This is a genomic window from Streptomyces atriruber, from assembly GCF_001418325.1.
In the GTDB taxonomy this organism is placed as follows: domain Bacteria; phylum Actinomycetota; class Actinomycetes; order Streptomycetales; family Streptomycetaceae; genus Streptomyces; species Streptomyces atriruber.
In genome coordinates this window covers 1-25,263 of record NZ_LIPN01000123.1, presented here as the reverse complement: position 1 = coordinate 25,263, position 25,263 = coordinate 1, and the positions used below count along the sequence as shown (strand labels likewise).

At 71.8% G+C, this 25,263-nt stretch carries 22 protein-coding genes and 7 tRNA genes; 12 read left to right on the top strand and 17 right to left on the bottom strand.

Annotated elements, in window-relative coordinates:
• Window positions 1-18 precede the first annotated feature (18 nt).
• From AOK03_RS14545 to AOK03_RS14535, 3 genes are all read right to left on the bottom strand, one after another.
• Window positions 19-3,210, bottom strand: coding sequence for a M20/M25/M40 family metallo-hydrolase (locus tag AOK03_RS14545; RefSeq protein ID WP_055565663.1), 3,192 nt, complete (start codon window positions 3,208-3,210; stop codon window positions 19-21).
• Window positions 3,211-3,430: 220 nt separating this feature from the next.
• Window positions 3,431-4,843: a helix-turn-helix domain-containing protein gene (locus AOK03_RS14540; protein WP_055565662.1), complete on the bottom strand. Its 1,413-nt coding sequence runs from the start codon at window positions 4,841-4,843 to the stop codon at window positions 3,431-3,433.
• A 108-nt stretch (window positions 4,844-4,951) separates the two neighbouring features.
• Complete coding sequence (locus tag AOK03_RS14535) at window positions 4,952-5,518, bottom strand: HIT family protein (protein WP_055565661.1); 567 nt, start codon at window positions 5,516-5,518, stop codon at window positions 4,952-4,954.
• Window positions 5,519-5,585: 67 nt separating this feature from the next.
• On the opposite strand from AOK03_RS14535, the gene AOK03_RS14530 reads away from it, so the two are divergent.
• A complete protein-coding gene (locus AOK03_RS14530; RefSeq protein ID WP_079074713.1) occupies window positions 5,586-6,311 on the top strand; it encodes a potassium channel family protein in 726 nt (241 codons plus the stop codon).
• A gap of 18 nt (window positions 6,312-6,329) precedes the next feature.
• Here the strand turns inward: AOK03_RS14530 and thrS are convergent, their stop codons facing one another.
• The 3 genes from thrS to AOK03_RS14515 form a co-directional block, all read right to left on the bottom strand.
• A complete protein-coding gene (thrS, locus tag AOK03_RS14525; RefSeq protein WP_055565660.1) occupies window positions 6,330-8,309 on the bottom strand; it encodes a threonine--tRNA ligase in 1,980 nt (659 codons plus the stop codon).
• Between the two features lie 140 nt (window positions 8,310-8,449).
• A complete protein-coding gene (locus AOK03_RS14520; protein WP_055565672.1) occupies window positions 8,450-9,679 on the bottom strand; it encodes a hypothetical protein in 1,230 nt (409 codons plus the stop codon).
• Window positions 9,676-10,242, bottom strand: a complete 567-nt coding sequence (locus AOK03_RS14515; protein ID WP_055565659.1) for a DUF4365 domain-containing protein — start codon at window positions 10,240-10,242, stop codon at window positions 9,676-9,678. Before AOK03_RS14515 ends, AOK03_RS14520 begins: the two co-directional genes overlap by 4 nt.
• 168 nt (window positions 10,243-10,410) lie before the next feature.
• Between AOK03_RS14515 and AOK03_RS14510 the strand changes: the two genes are divergently transcribed.
• Complete coding sequence (locus tag AOK03_RS14510; protein ID WP_055565658.1) at window positions 10,411-11,136, top strand: 3'-5' exonuclease; 726 nt, start codon at window positions 10,411-10,413, stop codon at window positions 11,134-11,136.
• A gap of 82 nt (window positions 11,137-11,218) precedes the next feature.
• On the opposite strand, the gene AOK03_RS14505 is transcribed toward AOK03_RS14510, so the two are convergent.
• Both AOK03_RS14505 and AOK03_RS14500 read right to left on the bottom strand, forming a co-directional pair.
• Window positions 11,219-11,290: transfer RNA gene (locus AOK03_RS14505), tRNA-Val, on the bottom strand.
• Window positions 11,291-11,329: 39 nt separating this feature from the next.
• Window positions 11,330-11,776: an SRPBCC family protein gene (locus AOK03_RS14500; protein WP_055565657.1), complete on the bottom strand. Its 447-nt coding sequence runs from the start codon at window positions 11,774-11,776 to the stop codon at window positions 11,330-11,332.
• A gap of 104 nt (window positions 11,777-11,880) precedes the next feature.
• Between AOK03_RS14500 and AOK03_RS14495 the strand changes: the two genes are divergently transcribed.
• Window positions 11,881-14,271, top strand: a complete 2,391-nt coding sequence (locus tag AOK03_RS14495) for an SCO7613 C-terminal domain-containing membrane protein (protein WP_055565656.1) — start codon at window positions 11,881-11,883, stop codon at window positions 14,269-14,271.
• A gap of 119 nt (window positions 14,272-14,390) precedes the next feature.
• On the opposite strand, the gene AOK03_RS14490 is transcribed toward AOK03_RS14495, so the two are convergent.
• Together AOK03_RS14490 and AOK03_RS14485 are read right to left on the bottom strand one after the other, a co-directional pair.
• Window positions 14,391-14,462: transfer RNA gene (locus AOK03_RS14490), tRNA-Val, on the bottom strand.
• 66 nt (window positions 14,463-14,528) lie between these two features.
• Entirely contained in the window at window positions 14,529-14,963 is a 435-nt protein-coding gene (locus AOK03_RS14485; RefSeq protein WP_055565655.1) for a TIGR02611 family protein, read from the bottom strand.
• A 191-nt stretch (window positions 14,964-15,154) separates the two neighbouring features.
• Between AOK03_RS14485 and AOK03_RS14480 the strand changes: the two genes are divergently transcribed.
• Together AOK03_RS14480 and AOK03_RS14475 are read left to right on the top strand one after the other, a co-directional pair.
• A complete protein-coding gene (locus AOK03_RS14480; RefSeq protein ID WP_003959770.1) occupies window positions 15,155-15,568 on the top strand; it encodes an SsgA family sporulation/cell division regulator in 414 nt (137 codons plus the stop codon).
• Window positions 15,569-15,697: 129 nt separating this feature from the next.
• On the top strand, window positions 15,698-16,267 hold the full coding sequence (locus tag AOK03_RS14475; RefSeq protein WP_055565654.1) for a CGNR zinc finger domain-containing protein: 570 nt from the start codon (window positions 15,698-15,700) through the stop codon (window positions 16,265-16,267).
• On the opposite strand, the gene AOK03_RS14470 is transcribed toward AOK03_RS14475, so the two are convergent.
• Window positions 16,264-16,509: a hypothetical protein gene (locus AOK03_RS14470; protein ID WP_055565653.1), complete on the bottom strand. Its 246-nt coding sequence runs from the start codon at window positions 16,507-16,509 to the stop codon at window positions 16,264-16,266. The genes AOK03_RS14475 and AOK03_RS14470 overlap by 4 nt on opposite strands.
• Before the next feature lie 187 nt (window positions 16,510-16,696).
• Here AOK03_RS14470 and AOK03_RS14465 point away from each other — a divergent pair, with 187 nt between their 5' ends.
• Complete coding sequence (locus AOK03_RS14465) at window positions 16,697-18,265, top strand: DUF4874 domain-containing protein (RefSeq protein ID WP_055565652.1); 1,569 nt, start codon at window positions 16,697-16,699, stop codon at window positions 18,263-18,265.
• A gap of 18 nt (window positions 18,266-18,283) precedes the next feature.
• Here AOK03_RS14465 and AOK03_RS14460 read toward each other — a convergent pair whose 3' ends face one another.
• A complete protein-coding gene (locus AOK03_RS14460; protein WP_055565651.1) occupies window positions 18,284-18,730 on the bottom strand; it encodes a hypothetical protein in 447 nt (148 codons plus the stop codon).
• Window positions 18,731-18,944: 214 nt separating this feature from the next.
• Here AOK03_RS14460 and AOK03_RS14455 point away from each other — a divergent pair, with 214 nt between their 5' ends.
• The gene (locus tag AOK03_RS14455; RefSeq protein WP_167355609.1) at window positions 18,945-19,472 is read left to right on the top strand and encodes a DsbA family protein; all 528 of its coding nucleotides are present in this window, start codon (window positions 18,945-18,947) and stop codon (window positions 19,470-19,472) included.
• A gap of 223 nt (window positions 19,473-19,695) precedes the next feature.
• Here the strand turns inward: AOK03_RS14455 and AOK03_RS14450 are convergent, their stop codons facing one another.
• Genes AOK03_RS14450 through AOK03_RS14440 form a run of 3 tightly spaced genes read right to left on the bottom strand, consistent with a single transcriptional unit; the run spans window position 19,696 to window position 22,417 of the window.
• Complete coding sequence (locus AOK03_RS14450) at window positions 19,696-20,520, bottom strand: GNAT family N-acetyltransferase (protein WP_055565649.1); 825 nt, start codon at window positions 20,518-20,520, stop codon at window positions 19,696-19,698.
• 53 nt (window positions 20,521-20,573) lie between these two features.
• Complete coding sequence (locus tag AOK03_RS14445; protein WP_055565648.1) at window positions 20,574-21,395, bottom strand: aminotransferase class IV; 822 nt, start codon at window positions 21,393-21,395, stop codon at window positions 20,574-20,576.
• Window positions 21,392-22,417 carry a chorismate-binding protein gene (locus AOK03_RS14440; protein WP_055565647.1) on the bottom strand — a complete coding sequence of 342 codons (1,026 nt, stop codon included), beginning with the start codon at window positions 22,415-22,417 and terminating at the stop codon, window positions 21,392-21,394. The genes AOK03_RS14445 and AOK03_RS14440 overlap by 4 nt, the downstream gene beginning before the upstream one ends.
• Before the next feature lie 187 nt (window positions 22,418-22,604).
• Between AOK03_RS14440 and AOK03_RS14435 the strand changes: the two genes are divergently transcribed.
• The 5 genes from AOK03_RS14435 (at window position 22,605) to AOK03_RS14415 (ending at window position 23,078) form a co-directional block, all read left to right on the top strand.
• Window positions 22,605-22,677, top strand: a tRNA-Gly gene (locus AOK03_RS14435).
• 40 nt (window positions 22,678-22,717) lie between these two features.
• A tRNA-Cys gene (locus tag AOK03_RS14430) sits at window positions 22,718-22,791 on the top strand.
• 1 nt (window position 22,792) lies between these two features.
• Window positions 22,793-22,864 (top strand) — tRNA-Val (locus AOK03_RS14425).
• 38 nt (window positions 22,865-22,902) lie between these two features.
• Window positions 22,903-22,974, top strand: a tRNA-Val gene (locus tag AOK03_RS14420).
• A 29-nt stretch (window positions 22,975-23,003) separates the two neighbouring features.
• Window positions 23,004-23,078: transfer RNA gene (locus AOK03_RS14415), tRNA-Val, on the top strand.
• 50 nt (window positions 23,079-23,128) lie between these two features.
• Here the strand turns inward: AOK03_RS14415 and AOK03_RS14410 are convergent.
• Window positions 23,129-23,443: a TFIIB-type zinc ribbon-containing protein gene (locus AOK03_RS14410; RefSeq protein ID WP_079074712.1), complete on the bottom strand. Its 315-nt coding sequence runs from the start codon at window positions 23,441-23,443 to the stop codon at window positions 23,129-23,131.
• Between the two features lie 69 nt (window positions 23,444-23,512).
• A complete protein-coding gene (locus AOK03_RS14405) occupies window positions 23,513-24,460 on the bottom strand; it encodes a phosphotransferase (RefSeq protein ID WP_079074711.1) in 948 nt (315 codons plus the stop codon).
• Window positions 24,461-25,263: the final 803 nt, after the last annotated feature.

Here is a 25,263-nt window from a genome sequence, read left to right as displayed (position 1 = left end):
ACCGGCACAGGCCGACGATCAGATGGCACCCCACAGGGCGGGGACGTTCGGCGGCTCCCAGCCCGGATAGGCCGTGTGGCCCTGGATGCAGCGGTAGCGGACGCCGTTGTAGGTCACGACGTCACCCGCCGCATAGGTGGCACCCAGCTGCCAGGTGGTCTCTCCGCCGCCACCGGGCACCGTGAGGGTGTAGGTGGTGGTGTGGCTGACCTCTCCGCTGCCGGTGAAGGTCAGCGTGTAGGTGCCGGGAGTCGCGCCCGCCGCGACGTCGACGGTTGCCGTCGCGGACTCGCCCGAGAGCACCGACTGCGGACTGATGGAGACGCTCACCCCTGCCGGGGCCCCCGAGGCCGAGAGCCCCACCTTCTGCGCCGACCCACTGGTCGTCGCGGTGGCGAGGGTGACCTTCGCGGAGGAACCGCGCTCGACCGTGCCCGAGGCCGGGTCGGCGGAGAGGGAGAAGTCGTCCGTCGGAGCGGGCTTGTCGCCGACCGCCGTCTTCCAGAGCGCGTACGCGACCCCGTCCGTGCTGCGGTCCAGCGAGGTGGCGCTGACGTTGGCGGTGGTGTCACAGGCGGAGTGGTAGCACGAGTCGTACGAACGGCCCGCGGTGCCGCCCCACTTCGCGGCCTCGGCCGCGGACTTCGTGGCCGACGCACCGGTGGCGTATCCGGAGGTCGGGATGCCGACGCGCTGGAAGGAGGCGTCGTCCGACCGCCCCTGTCCCTCGACGTTCTCCTGGGGTGCGAGGTTGAGGGACGTCCAGTAGTCCCGCAGCGGAACCGAGGCCGACGAGGTCAGGTTGTTGATGAAGTACCCGGCGTTGCTCGATCCGATCATGTCGAAGTTGTAGTACGCCTTGATCTTGGCGCGTTCCGTGCCCGAGAGCGATCCGGCGTAGTAGTCGGAGCCGTTCAGGCCCTGCTCCTCGTCGGTCCACCAGGCGAAACGGACGCGGTTCTTCATGGTGGGGTTGTTCTGTGCCAGGGTCAGCGCGGCCTCCAGGATCGCGGCGGATCCGGAGCCGTTGTCGTTGATTCCGGGTCCCGCGGCCACGCCGTCGAGGTGCGCGCCGAACATGTACACGTTGTTGGCGTCACCCTGCGGCCACTCGGCGATCAGGTTGTTGCCCGCACCGGCGGAGCAGCCGGAGGCGCAGGTCTGCTCGGTGACCTGGTACCCGGCGGCCTCCAGCTTGCCCTTGACGTACGCGAGGGAGGCCCGGTAACCGGCGCCGGTGGACCGGCGGTTGCCGCCGTTCTGCGAGGCGATGGTGTTGAACTGCGTCAGGTGCGCCCGCACCTTCTCCACGTCGATGTCCGGCGGGAGCGTCGGGTTGCCGCCACCGCCCACGGTCAGCGTGTACTGGGCGGTGTGGGTCTTGGTGCCCGCGGTGCCCGTGACGGTGATCGGATAGGTGCCGGGCGTGGTGGACGCCGCAGTGGTGATCTTCATGGTGGCGTTGGAGCCGGAGGTGACGGTCCCCGGGTCGAACGAGACGTTCACACCGGTCGGCGCGCCCGAGGCGGTCAGCGAGATCTGCTGGGCGCTGCCGGTCACGGTCGTGGTGTTGACCGTGCCGGAGGTCGAGGCACCCGGCTCGACCTTCCCCGAGGCCGGGCTGAGTCCGAGGGAGAAGTCGTTCTGCTGCCCGGAGCAGGTCGGGTCACCGCTCTGGGCCGGGATGCTGATGGCGTCCCACGCCGCCTTGGTCGCGTTGAAGAGGTCGCAGCTCGCGTCCAGGTTCTTCGCCGAGGTGAGCGTGGCGGAGCGGTAGCGCTTGTACGTCATGCCGCTGGTCTTGAGCAGCATGGCGCCGTAGAAGATCTTTCCGGCGTTCTTGTTGCCCACGCCGGTCACCTGCTGGTTGTTGCAGGTGGGGCTGGAGGGCTTGCCACCACCGGGGTTGGACCCCTCGGCCAGCAGATAGAACCAGTGGTTCATGGGCCCGGCCGCCTTGTGCTCCTCCGTGTTGGGGATCGAGGCGGAGTAGCAGTTGGGGTCGTTGTTGACCCGGCTCGGGTCGTACATGTTCCGGATCGGGCCGCGCCCCTGCAGGTTGATCATTTCCCCGACGGTGTAGTCGGGGGTGTCGTAGGGGGCGGGCTGATTGATGTACGCCTCGGTCAGGGCGCCCATGATGTCGCCGGTCGCCTCGCCCAGGCCGCTCTCGTGGTTCGCGCCGCCGGGCGTGTTGGAGTCCAGGCCGTGGCCGAACTCGTGGGCGACGACGTCCACTCCGGCGATCCACTCATTGGCGCTGTTGTGGCCGATGGTGACTGCGGAGCCGTCCCAGTAGGCGTTGAGCTCGTTGAGCCCGACGCTCACCGGCCAGCTGCCGCCGTTGCCGTTGTGACCGTTGCGCCCGAACCACTCCTTGAGCATGTTCGACTGCTTCTGCGCGGCGAACATCACGTCGACGCAGCCGGTCTCCCGGCTGGTGGGGTTGCCGGTCCCCCAGTCGTCGGTCGCCTTGCTGAACACACTGCCCTGGTAGCTCGAACACTGCAGACCGGGGCGGGTGGTGTCGCGCAGCACGTAGTTGCTGCCGGACCGGGAGGTGTCGATGGTCAGCGGGTCGGGGCCGTTCCACTTGCTGTGGCCGCTGCCCGAGCGCACGTCGTCGTAGGTGTCGACGACCTTGCCGGTGAGCGCGTTGACGAAGACGTGCAGCTTGCTGGGGTCACCCGCTTTGGTCTTGCCGGTCAGCCGGGTCTCCCACGCGAGCGTGGACACGTCCTTCTTCACCCGGATCACCAGGCGCTTGGAGTCGACCTTCTTGACCGACGCCAGCTTCGTACGGCTCGTCCTGACCGCCTGGGCGGCCGTCACCTCCGCCTTGGTGGTGACCGAGATCCTCGCGTCGGACGCGGACTGGACGGACCGGACCTTTCCCTTGCCGTCGGCGAGGACCACCGCGTCCCCGCCCACCACCGGCAATCCGCGGTAGGTGCGCTCGTACGCGACCGAGTAGAGGCCCTTGGTCCACGGGGTGACCTGGTGCCGGTCGTACTGTTCCTCGGGCCCCTTGGCCAGCGAGTCGAGGCCGCTGCGCACCGCCTTGTCGGCGGCGGCGACGGCCTTGGCGAGGGGGTCCGGCTTGCCTGCGGACGGTGCGGCCTGCGCCGCCGCGGCGAGCGACGCCGGCACCGTCAGCCCCGCGAGAACCATGACCAGGGTTATCCCGGCCGCGGTGGGTCTTCTGAGCATCACGGCTCCTTGTGAGAGGTGTTGAGGCTCCGTTGGGCCAGGGGGAGCACGTGTGCGTCAGGCCGTGCAGTCGTACCCGTTGCTCCGATTCCGGACTGGCGGTGACATGACATCCTCATGGCTGGCGGAACCCTCACACCGGCCCGGCCCCCGGTCAATGGAATCCCGGCGCCCGGCACACCCCGTCAAGAACTGGCAAGCGCGGCACGAGCGCACCGCCTCACTCCGACACGGCCCGCAGCCGCTCCCGGTACTCCCGCACCTCCGGCAGATCGCCCCACCGCCCGACGAGCCGCCGGTGCAGCCCGCGCAACTCCGCGGTGATCATCAACTCGCGTGCGCACACGGCCTCTTCCAGGACCGGCCCCGCCAGCGTGACCGCCGCGACGGGATCACCGGCACACGCCCAGCTGTCCGCGAGACGCAAGGTGAGCAGCAGACGCGCGGAGCGCATCACGGGCGGCAGCAGCGCATGCGACCGGGCGGTGGCCTCGATCGCGCGCCGGGCCACCGCGCGGTCCTCCGTCACCACCGCGAGGTCGCGCAGCGCCCCGCCGATCGCCGACTCCAGCCGCAGCACGCCCTCCGCGCCCGCGAACCAGGGCGCTTCGAGCCGGTCCCGGTCATCCAGCCTGGCGAACCTGCGCCGCGCCATGGAGATGTGCCGTCGGCAGGCGGCGGCGTCGTGGCGCAGCGCGTACGCACGCGCCTGGTACAGGTCGGCCGAGGTCGTCATCCAGCGCCGCCTGGCGTCCACCGCCCCGATGGCCTCCGCGTACACGAGCATCGAATCGGCGTCCCCGTCGAGCCGGACCAGGGTGGACATGTCGCTGAGCAGAGTCGCCCGGGCCTCGGCGTCCTGGGCTGCGTCCGCCCACCGCAGGCCGTGCCCGAACCAGGCCATGGCGACGGCGCTCTGCCCTCGCTCCATCCGCAGCCGTCCGGCGATCTGGGCGTACTGGGCGGCGAGCCGCAACTGGCCGTACGGCAGCCGGCCCGCGGAGTCGACCGCCTGGGCCCAACGGGCCACACCGCGCAGCACTCGTTCCACGGTGGCCGCACACGCGTCGCTGACGTGGACGAACGCTTCGCGGATCAGACAGGCCAGCACGGCGGTCAGACCGTGCAGCAGCTCCACCTCCGCGCCGACCACGTCGCCGTCGCGGTCGTACGGTCCGGTCAGCCCGTTCAGCAGGTCCGTCACCGAGCTCCGGTCGGGCGTCGCGCAGCCCACCCTGCCGTGCAGCGGGCAGGCCAGCCCCTCTACGGGCAGCGTCGTCGGCCACGGCTGCGCGGTCAGGAGGGCCTCGTCGCCGGGGGTGTCCGCGCCGGGGATCGGGGAGAACAGCGTGGGCGCCGCCAGGAAGAGGCCGGGCGCGCGCGGCGACGGGGGCGGCGAGGCGACGACGGCGGCGAGCCGACCGCCGGTGTCCAGGACGGCGTCGAGCCGGTTCACCAGGTCGAAGGGCGGTTCCCGCAGCCCGCTCTCGAGCCTGCTGATGAAGCTGTGGTGGTAGCCCACCCGCCTGCCGAGCTGCAGCTGTGTGAGTCCGGCCCGCCGACGGTGAAAACGCAGCTGCCGCCCGAACTCCACCCACTCCGGGTCGACCACCTGAGCCGCACCGACGGACATGACCCCTCCCCTGCCGAGCTCTCCCTGAGGGCAGAGTGGCAGGTGGGGTTGTCCCCTCCAACCCCCCTCATCACACAGGGGGGTTGACGATATGCAAGGGGCTCGCGGCTAGCCCGCCGACGTGGGCCAGGCGTCCGCGAGCATCTTGCGGGTGTCGGCGAGCAGCTGCGGCAGCACCTTGGTGTGCCCGACCACCGGCATGAAGTTCGTGTCGCCGCCCCAGCGCGGGACGATGTGCTGGTGCAGATGCGCGGCGATGCCCGCGCCCGCCACGGTCCCCTGGTTCATGCCGATGTTGAAGCCGTGCGCGCCGGACGCGGTGCGCAGCGCCTGCATCGCCTGCTTGGTGAGCTCACCGAGCTCGGCCGTCTCGGGACCCGTCAGCTCCGTGTAGTCGGCGACGTGCCGGTAGGGCACGACCATCAGGTGGCCGCCGTTGTACGGGTAGAGGTTGAGGACCGCGTACACCTGCTCGCCGCGCGCGATGACAAGTCCGTCCTCGTCGGACTTGGCCGGGATCGAGCAGAAGGGACAGCCGTCGTCGGCCCCTGGGCCCGTGGGCTTGTTCTCGCCCTGGATGTATGCCATCCGGTGGGGCGTCCACAGGCGCTGGAACGCGTCCTGCGACCCGACTCCGATCTGCTGCTCCGGCTCACTCGTCATGGGGTGCAGCATATGACTTCGTCCATTCGGAGCGTGTCGGCGGGGCTGATGCGCGCGGACCCGAGGGGAGGCTTGGCCGATGATCGATGAGAGCCGGATCGACGGGAGCAGGAAGGCACGCTGGGAGAACCGCGCGGAGGTCCCACTGGCCGTGGCATCGATGCTGTTCCTGGCCGCTTACGCGGTGCGGGTGCTCGCCCACGGACTGCCCGCGCCCTGGCGCCACGTGTGCCTGGCGGTGGCCCTCGCGGCCTGGGCGGTGTTCGCCGTGGACTACGCGGTGCGGTGGCGGCTGAGCGGGCGTCGCCTCGGCTTCGTCCGAAAGCACTGGCTGGATACGGTCATCCTGCTCCTGCCACTGCTGCGGCCCCTGCGCTTCGTGCGCACCTACGAGACGATCCAGCGCAGGCACGCACGGCCGCGTCTCGCGCTGCACGCGCGCGTGGCGCTCTACTCGGGCCTGTCCGTGCTGCTCCTCGGCTTCGCGGGGGCGCTCGCCGTCTACCACCAGGAACACGGGGCACCGGGCGCGACGATCCGTAGCTTCGGGGACGCGGTGTGGTGGACCTGCGCGACGCTGGCCACGGTGGGGTACGGGGACGTGGCGCCCGTGACACCCGTCGGGCGGCTTGTCGCGGTCGGCCTGATGGGCTGCGGTCTCGCGCTGCTCGGCGCGGTGACAGGGTCGTTCTCGTCGTGGCTGCTGCAGGTCTTCGCGCGCGAGGGCGACGCCCCGACCCGCGAGCGGAACGGCGGACAGGACGACGGAAGGCCCCCGGGAAGCGATTCCCCGGGGGCCTCCTGAAACCTAAGCGTCGGCGCGTCAGACCTGGACGCGGTCCTCGACCGCCTTGGCGATCTTCGCGATGGCCTCGTCGACGGGAATGCCGTTCTCCTGCGAGCCGTCGCGGTAGCGGAAGGACACGGAACCGTTGTTCATGTCCTCGTCGCCCGCGATGACCATGAAGGGCACCTTGGCCTTCTGCTGGTTGCGGATCTTCTTCTGCATGCGGTCGGACGACGCGTCCACCTCGACCCGGAGCCCCTGGGCGCGCGCCTTCTCGGCGAACTCCTGCAGGTACGAGACGTGGCCGTCGCCGATCGGGATGCCGACGGCCTGCACCGGCGCGAGCCAGGCCGGGAACGCGCCCGCGTAGTGCTCCAGGAGCACCCCGAAGAACCGCTCGATCGAACCGAACAGGGCACGGTGAATCATGACGGGCTGCTGGCGCGAGCCGTCCGCCGACGTGTACTCCAGGTTGAACCGCTTGGGCTGGTTGAAGTCGACCTGGATGGTCGACATCTGCCAGGACCGGCCAATGGCGTCCTTGGCCTGCACGGAGATCTTCGGCCCGTAGTACGCGGCGCCGCCCGGGTCCGGCACCAAGGGGAGGTTCTGCTTCTCGGCGGCGAGCCGCAGCGCCTCGGTGGCCTCCTCCCAGTCCTCGGCCGTGCCGATGAACTTGTCGGAGTCGTCGCGGGTGGACAGCTCGAGCTCGAACTCGGTCAGGCCGTAGTCGCGCAGCAGGTCGAGCACGAAGGTCAGGAGCGTGTCGAGCTCCTGCGGCATCTGCTCCTTGGTGCAGTAGATGTGCGAGTCGTCCTGCGTGAAGCCGCGCGAGCGGGTCAGGCCGTGCACGACGCCCGACTTCTCGTACCGGTACACGGTGCCGAACTCGAAGAGGCGCAGCGGCAGCTCGCGGTAGGAACGTCCGCGCGACTTGAAGATCAGGTTGTGCATCGGGCAGTTCATCGCCTTGAGGCGGTAGTTCTGCTCGTCGAACTCGATGGGCGGGAACATGCCCTCGGCGTAGTGCGGCAGGTGGCCCGAGATCTCGAAGAGCTTCTCCTTCGAGATGTGCGGGGTGTTCACGAACTCGTACCCGGAGACCTCGTGGCGGCGCCGCGAGTAGTCCTCCATGACCTTGCGGATCACACCGCCCTTGGGGTGGAAGACCGCGAGGCCCGGGCCGAGCTCCTCCGGGAAGGAGAAGAGGTCGAGCTCGGAGCCGAGCTTGCGGTGGTCGCGCTTCTCGGCCTCGGCGAGGAACTCCAGGTGCGCCTTCAGCTCGTCCTTGGACGGCCATGCGGTGCCGTAGATGCGCTGGAGCTGCGGGTTCTTCTCGCTGCCGCGCCAGTAGGCGGCGGCGGAGCGCATCAGCTTGAACGCGGGGATGACGCGGGTGGAGGGCAGGTGCGGGCCTCGGCAGAGGTCCTTCCAGCACAGCTCGCCGGTCTTCGCGTCGAGGTTGTCGTAGATCGTCAGCTCGCCGGCGCCCACCTCGGCGTCGGCGCCGTCGGCGGCCTGTGCGGCGTTGCCCTTGAGGCCGATGAGCTCCAGCTTGTACGGCTCATCGGCGAGCTCGACGCGGGCGTCGTCGTCGGTGGTGACGCGCCGCGAGAACTTCTGCCCGCGCTTCTGGATCTCCTGCATCTTCTTCTCGATGCGCTTGAGGTCCTCGGGGGTGAAGGGCTCCTTGACGTCGAAGTCGTAGTAGAAGCCGTCCCGGATGGGCGGGCCGATGCCGAGCTTGGCGTCGGGGAAGAGCTCCTGCACGGCCTGCGCCATGACGTGCGCGGTCGAGTGGCGCAGGATGCTCAGGCCGTCCTCGGAGGAGATCTCGACGGGCTCGACCTCGTCGCCCTCCGCGGGCACGTACGCGAGGTCCTTCAGCTCGCCGGCCACGCGCACGGCGACGATGGTGCGCTCCCCGGTGAAGAGCTCGGCGGCCGTAGTGCCCGTCGTCACCACGCGCTCTTCCCGCTCGGAATCGCGTTGGATGATCACACGGACGTCTGACACCGGTCTCTCCTACCTGAAGGGGGGGCGCGCCGCTCTCTGTCACGCGTACGCAAGGGGAATCGTACCGAGCCGCGGGGCCGGGCCGCGAAACGGATCTCTCCGCGCCCCTTGCGACCCCCCTCCAACCTCCTCCAGGCCCTTCAGTCCGCGCTGCACGCCTCCTCGAAGAAGTCGAGGTTCTCCTGGAGCGACTTCATGAGCCGGTCGCGCTCCGCCTCGTCCACCTGCACGGGCACCACCCCCGTCGCCCCGGTGAGCCTGCGGAAGCCGCCCCGGCTCTCCAGCTGCCCGTGCACCCTGATCGGCAGCCCGACCAGGTGGGCGTGGCCCGCGATGCGGTACGACTCCTCGTCCAGCGTCATCCGGATGTGCGGGACGTCGGCGCCCGCGATCACCCGGATCCGCACGGTGCCGTCCTCGTGGAGCGCCGCCCGCCGCATCCGCACCACGGCCCCGGTGACCCGCACCGGCACCGACGGCTCATCGCGGAGGTACCGGGCGCCCGCCTCGCGCAGCACCGGCAGGTCGCCGGGCGAGAACTCGACGGGCCCGGCGTGGGCCGCGCACCCCTCGGGCACCCCCGCGCCCGGCGCCCACTCCACCGCGACGCGCGCCCCTTCCGTGCCGCGCACCATCGCGACGAGCGCCTCGGTCAGCTCGTGGCTGACGCCCGCCTCGACCGCGCTGTCGAAGGCGTCCATGCCACCGGTGGCACGCTGGTAGTCCACGGCCTCCCGGGCCGCGCACAGCGCCTGATGGAGCCGGACCGCGAGGGGGCGCCCGGTCATGACGGGGACGAAGGCGGTGAGCCGCCGCCCGCCCGTGGCGGGGCCCACGAGCACGTTCTCCAGGGATGCGGCGGCGGGCCCGCGATGCCGCGCGCCGTAGTACCCGGCGCGGCCGCGCGCGGCGAGCGCGCCGGCGAGCAGCGTCTGCCGTGCGGCGGAGCGCAGCTGTTCCTCCGCGGGCCAGGTCGCGGTGTCCGCGGGCCCCGTCGGCACGTCGCGCCACCAGTGGATCTCGTCGCTGGGCACGGCGAGCCCGACGAGTACGTCGCGCGCGGCGGGCGAGGCGCTGCGGGACAGCGCGATGAGGACCTCGGCGATGAGGTCCTCGCAGTCCGGGAAGGCCCGGCTCTCGGGCACGAGCAGGCTGGTGCCGGCGCCGCCGGGGTCCGGGGGCGTCCACCGTGCGTAGCGGCCGGGGGCTCCGCCGCGCCGCCGCCAGCCGTGCCGGGCGAGGAGCGCGCCGAGCACGGAGGGGTCGACCAGGGCGGGTTCGGGCGGCTCCGTCCATCGGCCCGGGGCCGGGATCGGGTGCGGGCGGACGGGTGGCATCGGCTCGTCGTGGTCGAAGGGGCGGTGCATCAGGGTCTCCCTCCCGTCCCGACGCGCGTCATGATCTCGCAGAGGGCGCGGTCGTCGAAGATCCGCGAGGTCGGGACGCGCACGGTGGTCCTGCGCCGGCCGGTCACGGGGTGCCCGGCGAGATTGGTCCAGTAGCAGCAGTGCCGCAGGTCGAGCCGGTCGTGCCCGGCGCTCAGCCAGTCGTCCTGGGACCGGGGCACGATCATCACGACCAGGATCTTGTGGACCGAGACCGGGCTGCGGGCGAGCTTCTCCAGGTGCGCGTTGTCGAGCGTGAAGGAGAAGGCGGGGCCCGCCGGGTTCGGCGGTATCTGGTACGTGCACTTGAGCTGGACCTTGATGGTGACCTCGTCGTCGACCGTGTGCCCGGGGGTGCTGTGGCTGACGTGCCAGTCGATGCCGTTGTCCGGAAAGGGCTGGGAGAGCGAGCAACCCGCGGCCGCCGCGACGGCGTGCAGATAGCCCACCTGAAGCGTCTCCATGCAGGCGGTGGTGGCGAGTGTGCCGCGCGGCGGTGCGATCCGCTCGGGCAGCAGCCCACCCTGATCGGGCTGCGCGAGCGCCATGGTCAACTAGCCTTCCGAACCCGGTGGTTGGGTACCCGGACCGTCATTTCCGAAGCCCCGTACCTCTGTTGTCTCCGGGCCGCGTACAGCGCAAACGGCCCGGGTATCACCAGCGTGGGCAGGGGACCGAACGTCATCTGCCGGGACCGAACGAGGAGTTGCGTCACTATGACGTGCTGGTACGAGGGCCCCTTGGCCGCATTCGACACGGAGACCACGGGCGTCGACGTCGAGACCGACCGGATCGTGTCGGCCGCCGTCGTCGTCCAGCAGGGCGCGGGAACCCGGCCGCGCATCACTCGATGGCTGGTGAATCCGGGCGTACCCGTGCCCGCGGCCGCCACCGCGGTGCACGGACTGACGGAGGATCATCTGCAGCGCACGGGCCGCTGGCCCGCGCCGGTGATGGAGGAGATAGCGCGCGATCTGGCCGAGCAGGGAGCGGCGGGCCGGCCGATCGTGGTGATGAACGCGCCGTTCGATCTGACCATTCTGGACCGGGAGTTGCGCAGGCACCGCGCCTCGTCGCTGAGTCGCTACACGGAGGGCTCTTCGCTGTGCGTGATCGACCCGCGGGTCCTGGACAAGCACCTGGACCGCTACCGCAAGGGGCGCCGGACGCTCACGGACCTGTGTGCGCATTACGAGGTGGAGCTGGCCGAGGCCCATGACGCGGCGGCGGACGCGCAGGCCGCGCTCGATGTGGTGCGTGCGGTGGGGCGGCGTTTCGCGGGGCGTCTGGAGCGTCTCTCGCCGGCCGAGCTGCACACGTTGCAGGCGGTCTGGCATGCGGCTCAGGCGCGTGGCCTGCAGGCGTGGTTCGCGAAGAGCGGCTCTCCGGAGACCGTGGACCCGGCGTGGCCGCTGCGTCCCGATCTCCCGGCGGCGGCCTGAGCACGGGCACAGGAACGGACACGGGAACGGTAACGGGCAAGAAAAAACCGGTCCGCCTGCTGACGGACCGGCATTCTCCGGGTGGGCGATACTGGGTTCGAACCAGTGACCTCTTCGGTGTGAACGAAGCGCTCTCCCACTGAGCTAATCGCCCGGGAACGGACTGAACAATACAGGTCCGGGCGCCCTTCCTTCAAACCGCTGCCAGCCGGGCCGTGAGGCCGCGCCGACCGGCGCGCATCATCAGGGCGTGGTTGAGCCGGAACAGCGGGCGTCCGGGGACGGCGAGGCGTCGCATCAGAGGTCTGCGGACGTCGACTTCCTGGTCGTAGCGGGCCCGCGTCCCCGCGGGCAGGGCCGTGACGGTCCAGCGCGCCCAGCCGTCCAGGTCCCCTGTCATGCCGATCTCCAGGACCCCCGCCACGGGGTCGTTGCGCCGCTCGCGTGCGGTGACGACCAGGTCGTACGGCAGGAAGGACCGGAAGCGGACGACGCCGCTGCGGTCGTCGACCGGGTTCACCTCGCGCACCTGCGGCCACCACAGCGGATAGTCCTCGGCCCGCTCCAGGGCGGCGAAGACGTCGGCGGGCCCTGCGGGCAGCTCCCAGACGCTGCGGAAGCGGTAGTGGCACCAGTCCATGGGCGGCAGTCTGCCGCAATCACCGGGATCCGTACCGGATCTGAGTACGTCCTGAGTATCCGCACCGATGCCGTGCGGTGTGCCGCGGACCACACTCCACTGACATGACGAACATTCCGCCCCCTGCCGAGGAGCTCCGCATCCTCGACTGGGAGTTGCGCCAATTGGAGGCGCGCAGGACGCAGTTGCTGCAGCGCCGGGCCTGGCTGCTCGGTGTCCTGCGCGCGGCGGGCCCGGCCGGGCCGCCCCCTCGTCCGGCCGGGCCGCCCGCCCCTGAAGCCGCGCCGCCGAGCGCGCAGAACGTCCTGCTGACGCTGGGCGGGGTGCTCCTGACCGTCGCGGCGATCGCCTTCACGGTGGTGAGCTGGGGCCACTTGGGCATCGGCGGCCGCAGCGCGGTCCTCGGTGCGGTGACGCTGGCGGCGCTCGGTGTGCCCGCGGTCCTGCTGCGCCGCTCGCTGCGCTCGACGGCGGAGGCGGTGGCGGGCCTCGGCCTGGCGCTGACCGTCCTCGACACGTACGCGCTGCGCCATCTGTCGCTCCCGGACGTGGACGCCTTCGGTTACGCGGCCGCCGCCTCGACGGTCCTCGCCGCTCTCTGGGCGGGGTACGGCCTGCTGCTCCGTGAGCTGCGGCTGCCGCTGCCGACGGCGGTCGCGACGGCCCAACTCCCGCTGGTGCTGTGGGCGGGCGCCGCGCACGCCGGTGAGCACACGATGACGGCGGCGCTGCTCGTGACGGCGGCCTTCGACACCGCGCTCGCGCTGTGGGCGGGGGTCCGTTCGGTGCGGGTCGTCGCGACGGTCGGGGCCTGCGTGCTGGGGCTGTGGGGTGCGGCGAGCGCCGGGTGGCTCTCCGCGCAGGCCTCGGATCCGGGCGGGGCGGCTCGCGCGGGCGCGCTGCTGCTGTTCGCCGCTGGGATCGCGCTGGGCGCGGCCTGGTGGGCGAAGGGTGCCGAGGTGACGAGCGGCGCGGCGTGCGCCGCCGGTCTGCTCGTGGTGGCCGCGTCGGGCGGCGTGCTGCGGACCGTGCTGCCCGCGACGTGGACGGTGCCTGCCCATCTCGTGTGCGGCATGGCGTTGCTGGCCGTCGTCCGCACGGCGCTGCCCGGGGCGCTGCGGCGCGGGGTCCTCGCGGCGTCGGCCGTGGTGCAGGGGCTCGCGGTGCTGTGGGCGCTGCCGGTCGCCGCGGTCGCTCTGCTCGGTCCTTTCGGCTGGGCGACCCGCGTCTGGTCGGGTGCGCCCTCCGACGCGCGGGACGCCCTGCTGCTCGAACTGCCTCTTGCGCATCCGCTCCTGGCTCCGGCGGTGCTCGCGGCCGTCGCCCTCGTTCTCGTCGTGGCGGCCGGGCCGCTGGGCGACTCGGCGCGGCGGGCGGCCCGGTACGGCGCTCCGGTGCTCCTCTGGTCCGCGGCCGTCGCCCTGCCTGCGGCGCTCCGGCTGCCGTACGCGGCCGGGGTGTCCGCGCAGTTGCTGGCGACGGCAGTCCTCCTCGCCGTCGCGTCGCGGGCCGTGTCCGCCGCACCGGCCGTGACCGCGTCGGTCCTGGCGCTGGTGTCCTCGGCGAGCGTCGCGTTCCTCTCGCTGGCCACCACGACGGCCACCCTCGCCACGCTCGGCGTGCTGACGGCACTCCACCTCGGGGCCTGTGTGCGCCTGGCGCGGGGCACGGCGCCCGCTCCCGGCACGGCGGCGCTCGCCGCCTGCGCCTCCCTGGCCCACGCCACCGCGCTGGTCTGCGCCTCGGGCGCCGCGTGGGGGCTGGCCCCCGAGCACATCGGGCTGCTCGTGCTCGTGGTCCCGGCCCTTGCCGCGGCCGCCGCGGCCCGTCTCGGGCAGCATCCCCTGATGCCGCCCGTGGAGATCATGGCGGCCGCTTCCGGAGCCGTGGCGGTGGTTCTCGCGGCGGGTGACGCTCCCGTGCTGGCGCTGGTCCTTTCGCTCTGCGGGGTGATCGCGTCCGGCACCGCACTGCGTGCGGACCGGCACGCCGTCGGGTACGCGGCCGGGGCGCTGTTCGTCCTGGCGAGCTGGGTCCGCCTCGCGGCGTGGGAGGTGTCGGCCCCGGAGGCGTACACCCTGCCGGTGACCGTCCCCGCGCTGCTCGTCGGTCTGCTGCGGCGGCGCCGCGACCCGGCGGCCTCCTCCTGGACGGCCTACGGTCCGGGCCTCGCGGTGACGCTGCTGCCGAGTCTCGCCGCCGCCTGGAGCGATCCGTACTGGCAGCGTCCGCTGCTGCTCGGCACGGCGGCCCTCGCCCTGACGCTGGCGGGCGCCCACCACCGGCTGCGCGCCCCGCTCGCCCTGGGCGGCACGGTCCTCGCCCTCGACGCGCTGCACGAACTTGCCCCGTACATCGTGCAGGTCGTGGACGCGTTGCCCCGCTGGCTGCCGCCGGCGCTCGCGGGTCTGTTGCTGCTCGCCGTCGGTGCCACGTACGAGCAACGCCTGCGCGATGCACGCCGGTTCCGGAATGCACTCAACCGAATGCACTGATTCCCTGACGCCGCGGAACATGTGGAGCCGTCAATTCCCTTAGAAGGCACGGGAACACGGGAACATGGGAATACGAGAACGGCCCGGAGGCTTAAAAGCCTCCGGGCCGTAATCCGGGGTGGGCGATACTGGGTTCGAACCAGTGACCTCTTCGGTGTGAACGAAGCGCTCTCCCACTGAGCTAATCGCCCCGGGCGCAGGAAGAACATTACCGCATGTCAGCGGGTGCTCCCGACCGCCTCGGAGTCACCCGGGGATCACTCCTTGATCTTCCAGGGCATGGTGATGCCGAACTTCCACACGTAGATGCCGACGAGCACCGCGACGATGACCAGACCGATCGTCGTCAGGATGATGTTGCGGCGGCGCACCTTGGGGTCGAGCGCACGCTGCGCAGCCTCGGTGACCTTGCGTTTCGTCCAGCGGAGCACCAACTGGGCCCAGACGAACTCGGTCGCCCAGATCGCCATTCCACCGAAGATCACCAGCCAGCCGGGACCTGGCAGCGGCAGCATGATGATGCCCGCGACGACGACCGCGAGACCGACGATGAAGACACCCACCTGCCAGCTCAGGTGCAGCACCCTGCGGGACTGGATGTACTGCGGAGCCCGCGAGCCGAGCGGCTGGTCGGGCTTGGCTCCGGCGGCCGGATCCGAGACCCCGGCCGAATCGTTACTCCCCGTATTCATGCGGCCAAACCCTACCGGACGGAAACCCGTCACCGGAATGGGTGCACGAGCGGACGGGACAACCCGCCATACGAGGCACCTAAAGACACGCAAAACGCTCAGAGGGGTTTACAACGGCACCGTAGGTGGCATGTCGATTTCGCCGACGTGCGAATCCCCGAGCGCACACTGAGCGAAAGGCCCTGGCGCTTATGAACACCACGGTCAGCTGCGAGCTGCACCTGCGCCTCGTTGTGTCGAGCGAGTCCTCACTGCCTGTACCCGCAGGACTGCGGTATGACACGGCCGATCCCTATGCCGTGCACGCCACCTTCCACACCGGAGCCGAGGAAACCGTCGAGTGGGTGTTCGCCCGCGACCTCCTCGCCGAGGGCCTGCACCGGCCCACCGGTACCGGCGACGTCCGAGTCTGGCCGTCCCGGAGCCACGGTCAGGGCGTCGTCTGCATCGCCCTGAGCTCCCCGGAGGGCGAGGCTCTGCTCGAAGCCCCGGCGCGGGCCCTGGAATCCTTCCTGAAGCGAACGGACGCAGCCGTGCCACCCGGTACGGAACACCGCCACTTCGATCTCGACACCGAGCTCTCACACATCCTGGCCGAGAGCTGAGCGCCACCCCGGCGCAGCGAGAACCACCACGCCGTCCGACTCGGGGCGACGGCGCAAGCAGTCACGACACAACGACACAAGGCGAACAGATGCAGGCACCGGCCCGACCCCCAGGCCAGGGAGCAAATCGTGCTGATCACCCACGACACCCGGTGTTCTCTCGACGCCGTGGTCGATCTGGTGAACACCGCACCGGAGACGAACGGCACGGACGGGCTCGCGAACGTGGCGTCGCTCGGTGAGTTCGTACGAAGCCACGACGTGAGCGACGTCGGGGCACTCTCGGAGGGTGACCTCGCCGACGTCCACCGCATCCGCGCCCGCTTCGGAGAGGTCTTCGCGAACCCCGAACCGCAAACCGCCTCCACGATCCTCAACGAACTGATCGCGACGGCCGGCACCACGCCCCGGCTCACCGACCACGACGGCTACGACTGGCACGTCCACTACTTCGCGCCCGGGGCGTCCGTCGCGGACCACCTGGCGGCCGACTGCGGAATGGCTCTGGCGTTCTTCGTGGTCGCGGGCGAGCAGGAACGGCTGCGGCGCTGCGAGGCACCGGACTGCCGGCACGCCTTCGTCGACCTCTCGCGCAATCGTTCGCGCCGCTACTGCGACAGCCGCACCTGCGGCAACCGCCTGCACGTCGCCGCGTACCGCGCCCGCCGCCGGGAGGCCTCGGGCCAGAGCCTGCCCTAGAGCAGCAGCATGTCGTGCAGGGTCGCCACCAGGATCAAGGTACTGATCACCGCCAGGAAGATCATCAAAGGTGGCTGGGAGAGGGCGAAGAGGCAGCCCTGCCGTTCCTCGTGATCGAGGGGCGGCTCCGCTTCGCCGTCGGTGGCTTGCCGCTCTGCGTCGGCAGTTCGTCGCTGGGCCGGTGCCGCTTGTCCGCCGTCGTCCGGCGGGGCGGCATCGCCCTCTGTAGTGGTGTCAAGCATCTCGTCGTGATGATGACGCAGCCGCCGGGGGCTCGCCTACCAACACGCCCGGCCGGGGCGGGAGTTCGCCGGATCCCGTGAACAGGCGAAAGTCCAGCGTTCGGCACGTTCCGTCCATGGCCCACGGGCGCCTCCCGTCGCGAGACTCGGCGGCACCGCCCTTACCCGAACGAGGGAGCCGATCACCATGGAACGCAGACGGCTGTTGACGACCACGCTCGGCACGGCGGCACTCGCCGCGGCGCCGCTCGGCACCGCGACGGCCTCCCCCGCCGCTGCCGCCCCGGCCCGGCCCGGCGGACGCGCGGCCTCCTGGCACCGTGTCCCGCACCGCGGCATCCGCCCCGACGACCCGGACGGGCGCGCCCCGCTGCCGGGCCCACGGCGCGGCTTCCGCTACGAGATGTCGTACAACGCCCGCGACCTGACGAGCCCCTGGCCGAACGAGCAGGACCACTCCCCCGACGCCGCGAAGACGCTCGACCTCCTGGAGCGCGAGTACGGCCCCGGCGCGAACCTCACCCAGCTGTACTTCTACCTCTGGGACTACGCGACCTCGACGATCCCGCAGAGCGCCCTCGACAACATCGAGAGTGTCTTCCGGGGGTTGCGCGGCAAGGGGTACGCCGCGGTCCTGCGCTTCGTGTACGACGACGGGGTGCGGGAGAACCGGCGCTACACCGTGCAGGACATCCAGCGTCACATCGGACAGCTGGCGCCACTGGTGGCGCGCAACAGCGATGTCGTCGCCGTCTGGCAGGCGGGTTTCCTCGGCACCTGGGGCGAGTGGCACGGCAGCTACTACCGGCACGAGACGTACCCCGACGCCGTCACCGCCATCACGACGACGCTCGTCGAGGCCCTGCCACCGGGCCTGCACACCCAGGTCCGGTACGCCGAGAAGCGGGACATGATCACCAACAGGGCGATCCTGGACCGCGTCGGGTTCCACAACGACTACGTGACGCTGGGCGAGGGCCTCTGGGACTACTACGTGCCCGACAACCCCGGCTGGCCCACCTATCTCGACGTCGGGCGGACGCGGATGGTGGACGGCGAGATGCCGTGGGACAAGGGGCAGAGCTCCGATCCGTACGCGTGGAGCACCGTCATTGACGGCATCGCGGCGGCACGTCGGCTGCAGACGCTCCGCTTCGACAGTCTCTCGATCGTGCACAACGCCACGGTCACCGTGCCGGGCTGGAAGGCGGCACGGCTCACCGGGGCACAGGCCGTGGAGGCGCATCTTCCGGTGTCGGACGGATACTTCGAGGACCGGCGGGGGCGTGCGGTGGCCCGCAGCCAGTTCGAGTACCTCCGCGATCATCTCGGCTACCGGGTGGAGGTGCGGGAGGTGCGGTACGACCTCGCCGCGGCCCGGCGGAGCGGGCGGCTTCCGGTGGAGGTCGACGTGGTCAACCGCGGGTTCGCGCCGCCCAAGCATCCGCGGCCGGTCCGTCTGGTGCTGCTGAATCCGGCGGGGCGGACGGTGGCCTCGGCCGACACGGGTGCGGACTGGCGCGACTGGCAGCCGCAGGGGCGGGCGGAGACCGACGACGATCACGGGGCGCCCGCGACCTCGACCGTGCGCGCGGAGATCGTCCTGCCCGCGGGCGCGCGCGGCGCGCACCGCGTCGGCCTCGCCCTGCCCGATCCGGCCTTTCCGGACAGGGGACGTGCCGTGCGCTGCGCGAACGCTTCCGTGCCGTGGGTCGACGGAGTGAACGTCCTGGCGGAGGTGCGGCTGAGCCGGTGACCGGCCGCCGGTCGGTTCTCAGATGCCGTGCTTCTTCAGGATGGCCTCGATGTCGCTGAAGTCCTCGGCGGGCGCGGCCGACTGCGGCTTGGCCGCGGGCCGGGCGGCGGCCGGGCGGGAGCTCCCGCCGAGCGAGGGGGCCGAGGCGGCCGGGGCCACCGCCTCGCGCTGGGCGGCCTTCGCGGCCTTGCGCTCCTTGCGGGTCCCGCCCGTGCGGCGCTCGACGGCCCGGGTGCCCAGGAACATGAGCCAAGCCACGCCGAGCACACCGAAGCCGACCCACGCCTTGAGGCTGAACGCCGTGTCGGCCGCCCAGCCGACGACTCCCGTGAGCACCAGGCCTATCGGAACGAGGGAGTACGCGGCGAGGCGGGCCGCGGAGAGGAAGCGCTTGCGGTAGGCCGTGACCGCGGCGATGCCCAGCCCGGCCGCGGATACGGCGGAACAGACGGTCTCGGCAATCATCCGGTCCTCCAGGCATGCAGGCGTTCGTCGGGACACGACGACAAGACGCTGTCGTCCCTTCCATCCTGCACCGGGTGGGCACCGCGGAGCCACGTCCCGGGCTGACCTCAGGGACATTTCCGGGTCATCTAGGGGTCCGGCCTCCTCCGCAGGTGCCGGTCGGCGGGCCCCGTCCCGGTTGGGAGGCGGGTGCGCGGGCTGGGAGACTGTGCCCATGAGCGACTCCCCTCCCGACCGCACCGCCCGCCCCGTCGTCATCGACGTCTGGTGCGAGCTGCAGTGCCCCGACTGCCGCACCGCCCTCGACGACGTGCGCGCCCTGCGCGCCCGCTACGGCGACCGCGTGGACCTGCGGCTGCGGCACTTCCCCCTCGAGAAGCACCAGCACTCCTTCGCCGCCGCGCAGGCCGCCGAGGAGGCCTTCGAGCAGGGCAAGGGATGGCCTTACGTGGAGGCCGTGCTCGCCGGGGTCGAGGACCTCGACCGCAAGGGCGAGGCTCACCTGGTCGACACGGCCCGCGAACTCGGCCTGGACGCCGAGGAGTTCGACACCGCCCTGATCGACGGACGGCACATCCTGATCGTCGACGCCGACCAGGCCGAGGGCAAGGCCATCGGTGTCACCGGCACACCGACGTACGTCATCGGCGGCGAGCGCCTGGACGGCGGCAAGAGCCAGGACGGGCTGCGCGAGCGCATCGAGGAGATCGCCGACCGGCTGCTCGCGGCGGACGCGGGCTAGGTCCTGTCCGGCGGATCAGGGCGCGGAAGTGTGGCGTCCACCCTTGCGGTGCAGGCGAGCGGGGTCTGGTGCGTCCAGCTGCAAGGCGGAGGAGGGCGGCAACGCGATGGGGGTCCCCCTGCTCGAGCGAAGTCTCGAGCAGGGGGGAGTTGACAACCGACGACAACGCGGCAGATGGGCGTGCCAGACCCCGCGACCCGCGCCATGATCCGCCGGACAGGCCCTAGAGAAGCGGCTTGAAGAAGTAGTACGAGGCCGGTTCATAGCCGAGCGACTCGTACAGGCGCAGGGCCGGGGTGTTGTCGGCGAGGACGTTGAGGCCGATGCGGGTCTGGCCCGCCGCGCGGCCCTGCGCCTCCGCGAGGTGCATCAGGGACCGGCCGTGCCCCTGCCCGCGGTGCGCGGCGTCGACCACGACGTCATAGACGAACGCGCCGCCGTCGAGCACGGAGAGCCACAGCGTGCCCACCTGGACGCCGTGATGGGTGAGGACGCTCAGCCATGTGTCCGGCGTCGCGAGGCCGCGCGGGAGGGCGCGGGCGTGGTCGGCCTCCGCCTTGGCGCGCGCCTCGTCCTCGGGAATGCCACGGTCCGTCCAGGTGGTCGCGTAGAGCTCCTTCGCGCGCACCAGCCACGGCTCGCACTCGGCCTCCGTCATCGGCCGCCCCTCGGTGCCCGCGGGCAACGGAGGCACCGGGTCGGTGAGCGGCTTCGTCAGCCGGCGGCTCCGCTCGACGTAGCCGAGAGCGGTGACCAGGCGCAGCGCGGGCAGCGCGGTGGCGGGGACGGTCGCCTCGATGCGCGTACAACCCCAGCCGCGGGCCACTTCCTCGGCGGCGAGCGCCGCGACCGTGCCACGCCCGCGCCTGCGGTCCGGCTCCGCGATCCGCAGGTCGTGGAGCCTGCAGACACGGGGACCGAACGCCTCGTGCGTGGCGAGGCCTATCGATCCCACGGGACGGCTGTTGACGCAGACGTCGTACGTACGCGCCTTGGCGCCGTCGGCGCCCTGCTGAAGCGGCCCGGTCGGCCGCAGGGTCGTGGTCATCCCTCTCGTTCTACCCGCCCCGGGCCCGTACCGTCACCGGGGTTTCCCCGGGCTTACGGATCCAGGTCGTCCGATGCCCGCTCATCGAAGATCCGCATCACCTTGGCGGTCACCGGGCCCGGAGCGGCGGGCAGTTGACGCCCGTCGACGCGGTGCACGCCCTGGACGTCGCGCAGCGTCGACGTCAGGAAGACCTCGTCGGCGCGGTCCAGGACGTCCAGGGGAAGGTCGGTCTCGCGTGCGCCCGTCCACTCGACGGCCAGCGCGCGCGTGATGCCCGCGAGGCACCCGGAGGCGACCGGCGGGGTGTGGATCTCGCCGTCGAGGACGACGAAGACGTTGGATCCCGTGCCCTCGCAGAGCTGTCCGACGGTGTTCGCGAACAGTGCCTCCGAGGCGCCGTGTTCCTGCGCGCGGGCCAGGGCCACGACGTTCTCCGCGTACGAGGTGGTCTTCAGGCCGGTCAGCGCGCCCCGTTCGTTGCGCGTCCACGGCACGGTGATCACCGCGGTGGTGTCGGGGCGCCGCTTGGCCTCGCCGAGGGCCACGACGAGCGTGGCGCCCTGGTCGCCGCGGTCCGAGCCGAGCGGCGAGAGGCCGCCGGTGTAGGTGATCCGCAGCCGCCCGAGCGGCAGCGGGTTGGCGTCGAGGACGGCGGCGCAGGCGTGGCGGACCGCGTCCAGGTCCGGCTCGGGCAGCCCGAGGCCGCGCGCCGACTGCGCGAGCCGGGTCAGGTGGCGGGTCAGCGCGAAGGGCCGTCCCTCGACCGTCTTCACCGTCTCGAAAATGCCGTCGCCCACCGTCAGCCCGTGGTCGAGCACGGAGACGCGGGCGTCGTCGAGGTCCTGCAGCCCGCCGTTGAGCCAGATCTTCACGTTGGGGTTCCTCCGCTCGCTTCGTACGTGCCCGACGCTACCGCCAGCAGCCGCGCCGCCTTCAGCTCGGTCTCCCGCCACTCCCCCTCGGGGTCGGAACCCCAGGTGATGCCCGCCCCGGTGCCGAAGCGCAGGACGCCCTCGGCCCGGTCGATCCAGAAGGTGCGGATCCCGACGGCGAGCTCCGCGGTGCCGCGGTCGGCGTCCACCCAGCCGATGCCGCCGCAGTACGGGCCGCGGGGCGCGGTCTCCAGCTCCTCGATGATCCGCAGCGCGCTGGACTTCGGGGCGCCGGTCACGGAGCCAGGCGGGAACGCCGCGCCGAACAGCTCCGGCCAGCCCGCGCCGGGGCGCAGCTCGCCGCCGACGGTGGAGACGAGGTGGACGAGTCCGGGGTGCTTCTCGATCACGCAGAGGTCGGGGACGGTCACGGAGCCGGTCGCGCAGACGCGCCCCAGGTCGTTGCGGACGAGGTCCACGATCATGACGTTCTCCGCGTAGTCCTTCTCCAGGAGGTCCGCCTCCGTGCGGCCGGTGCCCTTGATGGGGCCCGACTCCACGAGGCGCCCCCGGCGGCGCAGGAAGAGTTCTGGAGAGGCGGTGGCCAGCTCCACGCCGTGCTCCGGCAGGCGGATCGTTCCGGCGTAGGGAGCGGGGTTCCCGCGCGCGAGGAGGGACGTCAGGGCGTCCACGTCGGCGTCGGCCGGGACGGGCGCGGACAGGACGCGGCAGAGGTTGGCCTGGTAGACCTCGCCGGCGGCTATGTACGCACGCACCCGCCGCACGCCTTCCGTGTACGCGGACCGGTCCAGGGACGACGTCCAGTCCTCGGGGGCCGGGCCGTGCCACCTCCCGGGGACGGGGGCGGGCACGGTCTCCTCGCGCACGTCGTCGAAGCGGGCGCAGACCATTCCCCCCTCGAAGTCCGCGGACACCGCCCAGAAGCCGGTGGAGTCTAGGGCGGCCGGGTCGCTGGTCACGTCGCGCAGACCGGTGGCCACGAGACGGCCGAAGCGCGCCATGGGAGGGAGCGCGGGAGACGATGTCAGAGGGGGGTTGTGCACGGCTGCGAGTCTATGACCGGCGCGTCGGCGGCGCCCTGGACCAGGGACAGCGCAGCACGCTGCGCAAACGCGTTTTTGTACTGGCCCAGGAATCCGCTAGAGTTCAACACGTCGCCGGGACGCGCAAGCGGACCGGGAAAGACAAGCGGACGTAGCTCAGTTGGTAGAGCGCAACCTTGCCAAGGTTGAGGTCGCCAGTTCGAACCTGGTCGTCCGCTCGCAGGAACGTGGGGGATCTTCCCGAACCCTCACACTCCTGGTGGAGTGGCCGAGAGGCGAGGCAACGGCCTGCAAAGCCGTCTACACGGGTTCAAATCCCGTCTCCACCTCCAAGGACGATTAGCTCAGCGGGAGAGCGCTTCCCTGACACGGAAGAGGTCACTGGTTCAATCCCAGTATCGTCCACTGGATCTTCGAGAAGGTTCCTTCATGAAGGTCGTCCCGCGCGATTAGCTCAGCGGGAGAGCGCTTCCCTGACACGGAAGAGGTCACTGGTTCAATCCCAGTATCGCGCACGCAGTACGCAGCACACGCAGGTTCACCTGCGCGATTAGCTCAGCGGGAGAGCGCTTCCCTGACACGGAAGAGGTCACTGGTTCAATCCCAGTATCGCGCACCATCCACACGAAGCCCCCGGTCGTCTCCACGACCGGGGGCTTCGTCGTTCACTCAGGACGAGAAGAGCATGTGCCCGAAGCTCTTGTGGCGCTTGTCGTGGCCGTAGTGGCCGCCGTGACCGCCGTGGTGCCCGCCGTGGCCGCCGTGCGGGACGCCCCAGGCGGGAGCCTGGGCCGGCGGGTAGCCCTGCGGGGCCGGCGGGGCGGGCGGCGGCGGAGCCTGCTGGCCCCACTGGGCCTCCAGACGGGTCAGGGACTCCAGCTCGCCGTAGTCCAGGAATATCCCGCGGCAGCCGTTGCACTGCTCGATCTGGACGCCATTGCGGTTGTACGTGTGCATAGGTGCGTGACACTTGGGGCACTGCATGGACGGCTCAACTCCTCGCCGATGGTGACTGCTTCGCCGGAAGACTGCCCGGCTACGGTGCGTTGCACCCTACTTCGTGATGTCCGGGCCCAACTCCTGCGGGCGGGCGTCCACTCGGCCCATCCGGCCGCAGGCGTCGACCAGGGCCTGCTCCACCTCGTCCAAGGGACGGTCGGCGGCGACGGCCTTGGCGATCGCCAGGGCGGCGGTCTGCACGGTCAGCGCGCGGGCCGGGACGTCCAGGGTCGGCCACGGGTCGGCGCCGTCCGCGGGCACCGCGGGGCCTCCGGCGCTCCGGTAGGCGTCCAGGAAGCGGGTCCACTCCTCCGACGGGAGCAGGCCGCACGCGAACCAGGCGGCGGGGCGCGCGAGGTCCCACGCGGGATCGCCCCCGCCCAGATCATCGACGTCGATGAGCAGCCAGTGCCCCTCGGGGGCGCGGACCAGCTGGCCGAGGTGGAGATCGCCGTGGCAGAGGTGCCGGGGGCCGGGCGCCGGGGCTTCGTCGCGGGCCCAGGGCGGCAGGTTCGCCCAGGCCCCGAGGACCGCGGGCGCCGCGGAGTGCGGTCCCACGGCCCTGAGTCGCGCCACGGCCCGGGCGGCCTTGGCGGGCCCCCGCATGGGCGGGAGCGGGTGCGGCAGCGGGGCGGCGTGGAGCCGGGCGAGCAGGGTGGCGGCGGCCTCCCAGGGGGCGGAGTCCGGGTCGTCGCGGTCGACCGGGGTGCCGTGCGGCCAGAAGGTGACGAGGCGGCCGTGGAGGCGGGTGGCGGTGGTGGCCGCGGGGGCAAGGAGGACGTCGGGCAGACGGGCGGCCACGTCGAGGCGCGCCGCGAGGTCCCCGGGGTCGGTGTCCTCGGCGTGCGCCTTGGCGACGACGTCACCGTGCCGGACGACCGTGGCGTCCGACCGGTCCGCGAGCACCGCGTCCCCGCTCCCGCAGCCGCAAGGCCCACCGGGCAGGGGGTGGGCAGCGGTGCGGGCCTTGGCGGTGAGGGCGCTGAGGATAGCGGTGGGCACGGGACTTCCGTATGTCGAGGGCTGCACCGGCGAAGCGTAATCGCGCCGCGGGGCGCGGCGTCTTTCTGCCTGGGGCGCCAGGGGCCCCTTGGCGGTGGAGGCCTCTCGGGGGCTCACCGGCTGGAGGAGCCCGGTAGGAGCGGGGCCCGGGAGGGGCTGCGGGGCTCGCTGCGGCTGCGGCTGCGGCTGCGGCTGCGGCTGCGGCTGCGGCTGCGGGCCATCGTCGCATGGCAAGGGGCAGCCGCCACGCGCGAGCGGACCAGCCCCTCACCCGAACCACCTGCCGCGCGACACACCGGCACGGGACCTCCCAGGAGCCCACCGGCTGGAGGAGCCCCGGGGATGCGGGGCCAGCGAGGGCTGCGAATCCCTCGGCGGCTGCGCCCCGTCGTCGCATGGCAAGGGACAGCCGCCACGCGCGAGCGGACCAGCCCCTCACCCGAACCACCTGCCGCGCGGCGGACGGGCACGGAGCGGCCCGGAGGATCCACCGGCAGGAGGAGCCCTCGGGGGATGCGGGGGCCGTGGCCATGTACGGCAGGACCGCACCCCCTCGCCTGCACCACCTGCCTGCGGCGTCGGGGCACGGGGATGCTCGGGCCGCACCGGCAGGATGTGCCGCGAGGGCTGCAGGGGGCGTCCGTCGTTGGGTGGCGGGGGCAGCGGCCACGCGCCCGCCGGGGGCACTGGTACGCGGGCTGCGCGGCACCGTCGCCGGGCCCCGGCGGATTGCGCAGGTGGTGCGGGGTGGCCGCACAGGCCCCGGTGGCCCCGGGGCACGGAACCGTCGGGCGTCCCGCCAG